This window comes from Streptomyces sp. ICC4 (genome assembly GCF_003287915.1).
Classification (GTDB): domain Bacteria; phylum Actinomycetota; class Actinomycetes; order Streptomycetales; family Streptomycetaceae; genus Streptomyces; species Streptomyces tritrimontium.
The window spans coordinates 9,001,848-9,010,404 of sequence record NZ_CP030286.1 but is presented as its reverse complement, the minus strand read 5'-3'; the positions used below and the strand labels follow the sequence as shown (position 1 = coordinate 9,010,404).

General features: G+C 73.6%; 8 protein-coding genes and 6 pseudogenes. 8 read left to right on the top strand and 6 right to left on the bottom strand.

Translation table 11 applies throughout. The features are described from left to right. Positions 1 to 433: 433 nt before the first annotated feature. Both DRB89_RS43570 and DRB89_RS43565 read left to right on the top strand, forming a co-directional pair. Positions 434 to 598, top strand: a complete 165-nt coding sequence (locus DRB89_RS43570) for a hypothetical protein (protein ID WP_162688978.1) — start codon at positions 434 to 436, stop codon at positions 596 to 598. Continuing rightward, entirely contained in the window at positions 595 to 735 is a 141-nt protein-coding gene (locus DRB89_RS43565) for an NADP-dependent isocitrate dehydrogenase (protein WP_162688977.1), read from the top strand. Before DRB89_RS43570 ends, DRB89_RS43565 begins: the two co-directional genes overlap by 4 nt. Positions 736 to 1,420: 685 nt before the next feature. On the opposite strand, the pseudogene DRB89_RS45835 reads toward DRB89_RS43565, so the two are convergent. After that, positions 1,421 to 1,893: pseudogene (locus DRB89_RS45835) on the bottom strand (IS5 family transposase); the annotation flags it as partial. Between DRB89_RS45835 and DRB89_RS42590 the strand changes: the two are divergent. The 3 genes and pseudogenes from DRB89_RS42590 to DRB89_RS45830 all read left to right on the top strand — a co-directional run. Then, a complete protein-coding gene (locus tag DRB89_RS42590; RefSeq protein WP_112463835.1) occupies positions 1,812 to 2,261 on the top strand; it encodes a LysR substrate-binding domain-containing protein in 450 nt (149 codons plus the stop codon). The pseudogene DRB89_RS45835 and the gene DRB89_RS42590 sit on opposite strands and share 82 nt — an antisense overlap. 149 nt (positions 2,262 to 2,410) lie before the next feature. Beyond that, a complete protein-coding gene (locus DRB89_RS42585; RefSeq protein WP_112453100.1) occupies positions 2,411 to 2,992 on the top strand; it encodes an IS3 family transposase in 582 nt (193 codons plus the stop codon). A 35-nt stretch (positions 2,993 to 3,027) separates the two neighbouring features. Continuing rightward, positions 3,028 to 3,390: pseudogene (locus tag DRB89_RS45830) on the top strand (IS3 family transposase); the annotation flags it as partial. Here DRB89_RS45830 and DRB89_RS45825 read toward each other — a convergent pair. After that, a complete protein-coding gene (locus DRB89_RS45825) occupies positions 3,323 to 4,060 on the bottom strand; it encodes a hypothetical protein (protein ID WP_239516959.1) in 738 nt (245 codons plus the stop codon). The pseudogene DRB89_RS45830 and the gene DRB89_RS45825 overlap by 68 nt on opposite strands. A 117-nt stretch (positions 4,061 to 4,177) precedes the next feature. Between DRB89_RS45825 and DRB89_RS42575 the strand changes: the two are divergent. After that, positions 4,178 to 4,396: pseudogene (locus DRB89_RS42575) on the top strand (helix-turn-helix transcriptional regulator); the annotation flags it as partial. Between the two features lie 25 nt (positions 4,397 to 4,421). Here the strand turns inward: DRB89_RS42575 and DRB89_RS42570 are convergent. After that, positions 4,422 to 4,910: a PASTA domain-containing protein gene (locus DRB89_RS42570; RefSeq protein ID WP_112463833.1), complete on the bottom strand. Its 489-nt coding sequence runs from the start codon at positions 4,908 to 4,910 to the stop codon at positions 4,422 to 4,424. 197 nt (positions 4,911 to 5,107) lie between these two features. Between DRB89_RS42570 and DRB89_RS42565 the strand changes: the two are divergent. Next, positions 5,108 to 5,548: pseudogene (locus tag DRB89_RS42565) on the top strand (cellulose-binding domain-containing protein); the annotation flags it as partial. Positions 5,549 to 6,157: 609 nt separating this feature from the next. Here DRB89_RS42565 and DRB89_RS42560 read toward each other — a convergent pair. The 3 genes and pseudogenes from DRB89_RS42560 to DRB89_RS45820 all read right to left on the bottom strand — a co-directional run. Then, a pseudogene (locus tag DRB89_RS42560) lies at positions 6,158 to 6,775 on the bottom strand (IS3 family transposase); the annotation flags it as partial. Further along, the gene (locus DRB89_RS42555; protein ID WP_112453094.1) at positions 6,772 to 6,972 is read right to left on the bottom strand and encodes a hypothetical protein; all 201 of its coding nucleotides are present in this window, start codon (positions 6,970 to 6,972) and stop codon (positions 6,772 to 6,774) included. The pseudogene DRB89_RS42560 and the gene DRB89_RS42555, both read right to left, overlap by 4 nt. Before the next feature lie 26 nt (positions 6,973 to 6,998). After that, on the bottom strand, positions 6,999 to 7,235 hold the full coding sequence (locus DRB89_RS45820; protein WP_112453093.1) for a hypothetical protein: 237 nt from the start codon (positions 7,233 to 7,235) through the stop codon (positions 6,999 to 7,001). Positions 7,236 to 8,077: 842 nt separating this feature from the next. On the opposite strand from DRB89_RS45820, the pseudogene DRB89_RS45815 reads away from it, so the two are divergent. Further along, positions 8,078 to 8,557, top strand: a pseudogene (locus tag DRB89_RS45815) (hypothetical protein); the annotation flags it as partial.

Below are 8,557 nucleotides of genomic sequence, written 5' to 3'. Positions count from 1 at the left end.
TCGGGCATGGAGGCACAGCCCGCGAGCAGCAGCCCGGCCGCGCCGAGGGCCCAGGCCCTGAGCCCGCGTGCCGTCCGCCGCGGCCGCCGCCGCCGCCGCGGTTCAGCGTCCGTGCGATCCACCGGTTCCACCCGCTCCACCTTCTCGGTCTGCTGTTCCCGCCGCCCCGCCCGCGGCCTGCTCGGCGGGCCGGGTCACGACCCGGGCCCCGTTCCCGGGCAGTGCCGTCGGATCCGCCGGCACCGGCACCGCGCCGGAGACCGGGGATCTCGGCGGGATCGGCGACCGGTCGGGACGGTGCGCGCCCCCGCCCGCCCCGGCCGACGGCGCGGCGGATCCGGCGCCGGAGGATGCGGACGCGCTCGGGCCCCCCGAACCGCCCGAGGTGCACCCTGAGAGCAGCAGCCCCGCGGCAGCGATCACGATCCCGGTGGTGCGCAGCAGGCGACTGGTGTCCATTCCCGGAGCCTACGGCCTGCGGGCCCTGCCGGAGCTGCAGCCCCTGGCCTGGCGGCGGGCGGCCGCCCGGGACCGGGCCGCCGCCCCGCACGGACCGGCCCCGTCCCGGAGGTCCGGCCCGGACCCCTCGAACGGGTGAAGCCGTCAACCCAGGTGGAACCCCCGCCGGATCCGCCGCGCCGTCGCGGCGGCTACTACCAGCCCGACGCCGCCAAGGCCGCGGCGATCATGCGGCCGTCCGCGACGCTGAACCAGGCGCTCGCGATCCTCGGCTGACACCGCCGGAAGGCTCCACCGCTCGAACGGGTCCGCCCCGGCCGGCAGTCGCCGGCCGGGGCGGACCCGTTCACGCATGTGGACCGGGAAACCCTGTTGTGGACGGGGCCCGCCGGAGGCTAGTAAGTCCCCATGATCCAGGGAGAACTGGCCGGGCTGCGCGCCCGGCACGCGGATGACGTGGCCGTGCTCCACGCCGAGCTGTACGAGGACGTCCTGACGCGTTCGCGCGGCGAGCGCAGCCGCCCAGCCGGAACCGCACGCCCTCCGCCCCTGCCCCCGCGCCCGCCGCCCGCGCGCACAGCCCGCGCACGGCCTCCGGCAGCGAGCTGCGGTCCAGTTCGGGCGGGGCCAGGTCATGGATGAGCCGGCGGGCCTCCTCCAGGTTCTCGCGCGCCGCCGCCGCGGCCTGCCGGACCAGCTGCCGGGCCCGCAACGGCTCCCGCGTCCACTGCTGGTCGGCCGCGTCGAGCAGCATGTGCATGCTGGTCAGCCCCTGCGCCACCGTGTCGTGCAGCTCGGCGGCGAGCCTGGTTCTCTCCCGGAGCACCCCGGCCGCCAACGCCTCGCGCTGTCCCCCCGCTCCTGCCACGACGGTCCCGTCCCCTCCACGCACGACCCCCGGACCTCCCGGACGCGCCGAGCTTAAGACCCGCATCTTATACACATCTTACGCTGCCGACGAGTCGTAGGCCTTGTCCGCGTGCAGCTTGCCGGGTCGGCGCCGGCGGCGTCCGCGGCGGGATCGGATGGGCGGTATGCCGCGGACGAGGGGCTCAAGGGCCTGGCTGTCGTGCAGGTTCGCGCCCGAGATGCCGACGGACAGGGGCAGACCGGTCCGCTCGGTGATCAAGTGGATCTTCGACCCGAACTTGCCCCGGTCGACAGGATTCGGACCTGTCAGGTCCACCTTTTCAGGGCCCGCATGTTCACTGAGTCGATCGCGCAGCGGGACCAGTCCAACTCGCCGTGGGCGCCGAGTTCGTCAAGGACCAGGCGGTGGAGCTTGGCCCACACCCGGGCCCTGCTTCACTCGGTGAACCGCCGGTGAGCTGTCGCCCCCGACGGCCCGAACGATGCCGCAGGCACCTGCTGCCAGGTACAACCCGACGTCGCCACGAACACGATCGCGGCAAGCACCTCCCGGTCGCCGTGCCGCCCCCGCCGCCGCAGACCAGGGCGCGACGCTCCGTACCCACGCCGACGCGCCCTGGATCACCGCCACGCCCGGCACGCTCTGCCACGCCATGACCCTGCGGGCCTGCCAGGCCGCCGGGTTCACACCGAGGATCCGGCACCAGGTGGACGAGTTCGCGACCGTCCTCGCCCTGGTCGCGGCCGGCCAGGGGGTGGCCGTGGTGCCGCAGCTCGGGATCACCGGACACGCGGACCGGGCCGTCGTGCTCACCCGGCTCCTCATGGAGCGCCGCACCAAGGTGGCCTTCCGCAGCGGAGCCGGCGCCCACCCCGCCGTGGCCGCCTTCGCCGCGGCCCTGCGCGCGGCCGTACCACCGGAACTGGCCTAGTTCTGCGACCGGCACGCCGGGGCGTGGGGCAACTCCCGCACGCGGGAAAGCGCGTGTACGTTGGCCGGACCGGCGGATCCTGCGCGGGATCGGCCGAGCAGTCGACGAGACCGTGATCGAGATCAGTATTTCGCGAAGGAGATGAGGGCATGACCGGCCGCTGGGACTTCATCTCCGCCTACCGCGCCGAGTTCGGCGTGCAGCGGATATGCCGGGTCCTGGGCATGTCGCGCTCGGGCTACTACCAGTGGCTCGCCGGCGCCGGGGCCCGCGATGCCCGCCGGGCCGACGATGACGCCCTGGTCGGAGAGATCCGCGAGATCCACGCCGGCCACCGGGGAACCTACGGGGTCCGCCGGGTCCATGCCGAGCTGCGCGGGTTCGGACACACCGTGAACGGCAAGCGCGTCGAGCGGTTGATGCGCGTCAACGGGATCGAAGGACGCCACCTGCGGCGGCGCAAGCGCACCACGGTCCCCGACAAGCTTGCGCCGTCCGTCGCGGACCTGGTCCGACGGGCCTTCACCGCCCGGGACCTGGACGAGAAATGGTGCGGGGACATCACCTACGTTCAGGTCGGCGGCACATGGCTCTACCTGGCCTGCGTCCTGGACATCTGCTCCATGGCCGTGCTGAAGGGTTGGCGCCTCCTACGGAAGCTCCGCTGCAGCACCAACCGGATCACCGACATCGTGAAGGCCGTCCTCGTCCTCCACCACGCCTCAACATGAGGTTGGAAAAGGCTCAGTGGCTCGCCGGCGCCGGGGCCCGCGATGCCCGCCGGGCCGACGATGACGCCCTGGTCGCAGAGATCCGCGAGATCCACGCCGGCCACCGGGGAACCTACGGGGTCCGCCGGGTCCATGCCGAGCTGCGCGGGTTCGGACACACCGTGAACCGCAAGCGCGTCGAGCGGTTGATGCGCGTCAACGGGATCGAAGGACGCCACCTGCGGCGGCGCAAGCGCACCACGGTCCCCGACAAGCTTGCGCCGCCCGTCGCGGACCTGGTCCGACGGGCCTTCACCGCCCGGGACCTGGACGAGAAATGGTGCGGGGACATCACCTACGTTCAGGTCGGCGGCACATGGCTCTACCTGGCCTGCGTCCTGGACATCTGCTCGTCTCGGGGGCATCGGCCGCCGGGCCGGACAGGGCCGGGCTCTGGAGCAGGTGGGCGACGGACTGGGCGTAGATGTTGCGGGCCCGCAGGGCATCGAGGCGCTCGTGATCGGGAAGGCCGGCCAGCAGGGACGCGAACTCCCGTGCGATGGCGTCCCGTTGGGCATCGTCGGACGTGTCGATGGCCGCGGCGCGTACCGCGAGGGCCTCGACGGCCTGCCTGGTGGTGTCGTGGAGGCCGGCGCCGGGGTCGCCGTGGCGGAGGTAGGCGTCGATGTTGGCGAGGTCTTCGTCGGTGAAGCCCTTGGGTCGGGAGAGTGCGGCTTCGTCGTTGGTTTCGGTGAGGGCGAGGTGTTTGGCGAGTTTGTCGTCGCGGTGCCAGTCGGCGTGCTTCTGGGCGTCCTTGCGGATGTCGAGGGGGAGGTCTTTCTGGTGCTGTCCGGAGCGGGTGGGGGAGTGGGTGACGATGAGGCGCTCGTAGCCGGGGGCCAGCGCGTTCTGGGTGGTGCGGTTCGTGCCGTCGGCGGTCAGGACACCAGTGCCGCACAGGCCCCGGCCCCCCGCCGGATCACGATCGTGGCGGAGTCCCCCGAAACGATCGCGGACGCGCTCACCGCGCACCTCACGCCGGACGACCTCAAGGCCGTCACGGAACTGCTGCTGACCCGCATCTGACACGACGGGGGCGCTGACGCCGTTAACGGCGTTAACGCCGTTAACGCCGTTAACGCCCCCACGTGTGTTTCATGTGCGTTCCATGGTGCGGTTCGCATAAGCTGCGGCTGGAGGTTTCCCATGCTCAACGCGCACGACAACGAACAGACCACGCTCTTCGCCGCGGTCGACGCACTACTGGAAGAGGCCGCGGCACAAGACGCCCTCCCCCACCCTGACGAGCGCAAGCGCCTCCGCGAGGCCGCGGGGCTGAGCCAGGACCAGATCGCCCAGGCCCTCTCCGTCCGCCGCGAAACGGTCACCTCCTGGGAGACGGGCCGCACCGCCCCCCCGCCCCCCACGCCCGCCGCCCCCCCCCCCCCCCTCAACCGCCCCCGCCTCCTCTAGTCTTGACGGTGCCCGGGGTCCGGGCGGGAGTGGGGCTCGGAGTCGTGGCGGGGCGCAGGGCGGCTCCGGCCCGTTCCGGGCACGGGGTGCCCGGGGCGGTGAGCGAGATCTCCACGGCGGTGCCGGGCGGCAGCGGGCTCGCGGCCGCCGGGGTCTGGAAACAGACGGTCCACTGCGCGTGGTCCGCGGCCAGGGCGACGTCGCCGTAGGCGCTGCGCGCCTCGACCGCCCCCGCGGCCAGCGGTTTGACGAGGGCCTCGGCGTCGGCCGACGTCCTGCCGATGAGCGAGGGCATCACCGGGGGCGCGGAGGACGTGCTCGGCGAGGGCAGGGCCCCGGCCCCGGGCTTGTCGGCGCCCTTCGGCGCGTCCGCGCCCTCACAGCCGGCGAGCGCCAAGGCGAGGACCCCCGCCACCGCCGCCGTCGCGACGGCTCTGCCGCCCCGCTCTCCGATCCGCTGAAACATGTGCCCCCCACGGCCGCCGCTGCGCTGAATCGCCGCAGCATACGCCGACCGCCTGGCGCCTATACACATCTGACGCTTGCCCGCCGGACCTGCAACACCTGGAAGCACCCCTCCGGCCCAGCCCGATCACCCCCACCTCATTCGGCACCGGGCTGCGCGACCGCCTGCGCGCCCTGAACTGAAAGGCACCCCACGACATGAGCCGCACGATCCCCCGCACCGCCTTGCTGGCGGCCCTCAGTCTCGTCACCGCCGCCGGCGCGACCGCCACCGTGTTCGGCACCTCCGCCGGAGCCGCCGCCGCCGGCTGCAAGGTCGAGTACCAGATCACGAACCAGTGGAACACCGGCTTCGGCGCCAACGTGATCGTCACCAACACCGGTGACCCGGTCGCCTCCTGGACCCTGGAGTGGTCCTACGCGAACGGCCAGCAGGTCACCCAGGGCTGGAACGCCACGATCAGCCAGTCCGGGGCGGCCGTCACCGCCAAGAGCCTCTCCTACAACGGAAGCCTGGCCACCGGCGGTTCCACCTCCTTCGGCTTCAACGGCACGCACACTGGCACCAACGCCATACCCGCCACCTTCAAGCTCAACGGCATCACCTGCAACGGCACAACCGACCCCACCACTCCCCCGACGGTGCGGAGCCCCGGGGAACGGCCGAAGGGCGGGCTCGGGGGCGGCCCTGCGGGGCTGTCCCCTACCCGCCCTTCGCCCGTTCCCCGGGGCTCCGCCCCGGACCCCGAGCCCGGCCTGCGGGGCTGCGCCCGCGCCCGGCCTGCGGGCCGGCGGGCGCCGCGCGGCTGCGCCGGTGTACGGGGCCGCGCGCGTGTCAGGCTTGCGGGGCTGCGCCCGTGTACAGGGCCGTGCCCGCTCCTCGCCTGCGGGGCTGCGCCCGCGCCCCGGGCTGCAGGTCGGCGGGCGCCGCGCGGCTGCGCCCGTGTACGGGGCTGCGGGGCTGCGCCCCGTGCCTGGGCTGCGGGCTGCGCCCGTGTACGGGGCTGTGCCCGCGCCCGGCTTGCGGGTCGTGCCCGCGCCCGGCTTGCGGGCTGGGGGGCGCCGCGGGGCTGCGCCCGTGTACGGGGCTGTGGGGCTGCGCCCCGTGCCTGGGCTGAGGGCTGCGCCCGTGTACGGGGCTGCGCCCGCGCCTGGGCTGCGGGCTGTGCCGGCGGGCCTGGTGGGGGCGGCTGGGCCGAGGTGCGCCGTGTATGGGGTGAGGTGTCCCCCGGAGTGTGGACACGGGGGTCATGCTGCGAGTGTGAGTTTACGTCCTCGCTGGTGTTGCCGTTCGAATTCGGCGGGTGAGAGGTAGCCGAGGGCGCTATGGCGCCGGCGGGTGTTGTAGTAGGTGAGCCACCGGAAGATCTCCAGCCTGGCCTGACGCACCGTCGTGAACACGCCCTGCACCGCTTCTCTCTTCAGTCCCTGCCAAAACGATTCAGCCAAGGCGTTGTCGTAGCTCGACCCGACACGGCCCATGCTCCGCCGGATGCCGAAACGATCGCTGACCTGGGCGAACGCGGCCGAGGTGTATTGCGAGCCCCTGTCCGCGTGGAAGATCACCCCGTCCACGTGGCCGCCGCGGGTCGCCACCGCCATCTCGAGCGCGTCGATGACCAGTTCCGTGCGCATGTGGGTGGCCATCGACCATCCAAGGACCCGGCGCGAGCAGATGTCCAGGACGCAGGCCAGGTAGAGCCATGTGCCGCCGACCTGAACGTAGGTGATGTCCCCGCACCATTTCTCGTCCAGGTCCCGGGCGGTGAAGGCCCGTCGGACCAGGTCCGCGACGGCCGGAGTCCACGGAGGTGTACAAAGGGCGGATCGTCGGCAGCGTCAGATGTGTATAAGAGCCCGCCCTAGGGCCGCGCGGACCGCCCGGACCTGGCCAGATCCACCGCGGCCCGCTCCAGCTCGCCGGAGGCGTCCGCGATCCGGCGGCCGGCGTCCGCGACCTGCCCGGACAGCCTGCGCACCTCCACGAAGACCCGCACCGCGAGCACGGCGAGGACGGCGAGCCCCAGGAAACCCAGGGCGATTGCGAGCATCGGCCACAGCATGGCAAGAGCCTAGGCCACCGCCCGCCTCACACGCTGCGCAGGGTGCTCACTCCGCCACCGGTCAGCAGTTCCACGATGCGCTCGCCGGCCGGTTTGCGGACCTGCGCACCGCACTCGGGACAGGTGAAGGAGTAGAAGGTGGCCCGCCGGCTGCCGCCGATGGCCAGTCGCAGGGCGCTCGGATCCAGCTCGAAACGGGCCCGGCAGTCCGGACACGCCGCCTTGAAGGCGATCGGGACCGCACCGCCGCCCTGCGCGGACACCTGGTCCGCCCCGCCCCGTACGGGCAGCCGCGGCGGCCCGGACCCCGGCGACACCACCCGCGGCGATCCGTGGCGGGGTCCGTGGCCGGGTCCGGAGCCGGAACGGGGGTCCCGGCGGCGGCGCAGGTCGTGTCGAGGTCGAGCAGGTGCGCGGTGTGCAGCGTGTAGCCACCCGGGGCCAGGGTGATCTCGCCGGGCGCGGTGACGGTGAAGGTCCCGGTCATGGTCACGGCGGGCAGCGTCTCCCCCGCCTTGACGGGGTCGTTGCGCTTGGCTCCGACGACCGTGACCTCGCCGCTCTGCGCGCCCCCGAGCACGATCCGCCCGGTCGGGGTGAGCACGTCGGCGGGCAGGTCGACGGCGAGCGGGTTCACGGCCGGGGTCCTGGTCACCTGGTAGGTCACGGTGACGGTGTCGCCCACGCGCGGCGCGGGGTCGTCGACGGTGATCCGGGCGGTGGTGGGCCCGTCGGCGGGCGGCAGGCCGGCTTCCTGGGGCGCCAGGCACTGCGTCGGGAAGTCCACCTGGCCCGGGACCTGGCCCGGGGGCGTCTCCCCTTCGGCGGCGGCGGGCGAGGTCAGCGCGCCCCCGGTCGCGGCCGCGAGCACGGCCATGCCGACGGCCGCCGACCATCTCCTGCTGCGCGCCGATGTCCGCACTGCCCGCCCCCTGGGATTAAGAGGAGCACAGGCGCCAGGCCCGGCACCGACCCACTACTCCGCCCTCCCGGGCGCGCCACCGCCGACCGCGCGCCGAGGCCGACCCCGCAACCGGTCCCGCCGAGAACACCGCGTCCCGCGGGCACCCGCCGCCGGGACTCCTCCCACGAGCGAGATGGCGTCATGAACCCGAACCCCCACGCCGAGCCCGGTCCCGTGCCGCACCTGCGCCCGGCCGGTCCGCAGACCCTCGGCATCCTGGCCGACCTCATCGCGCGGGAACAGCCCGTGTTCGCCATGCCGTCCTGGTTCGTGACCACCGAAGCCGCGCAGGCCGGCCACCTCCTCAGCGAGTTCGTCCGGGAACTGGGCGGCCGTCCGGCCGGCACCCGCTACCGCAGCTTCTTCGCCAACTCCCGCTACGAGGCCCTGCACGGCGCCGTCAAACTGCTGCGCCACCGCGCCGCGGCGACCGCGGCCGCCCACCGCGGGCGCGTCCTGGTCCTCGACCCCGACGGCACCCCGATGGGCCACACGGAATCGGTCAAGGACACCGCGCGGGTGCTGGGCCGGATGTTCGACGGCATCGAGTACCGGGGCGACGCGCAGGACACCGTCGAGCAGCTCGCCGCGCACTCCGGCGTACCCGTCTTCAACGGCCTC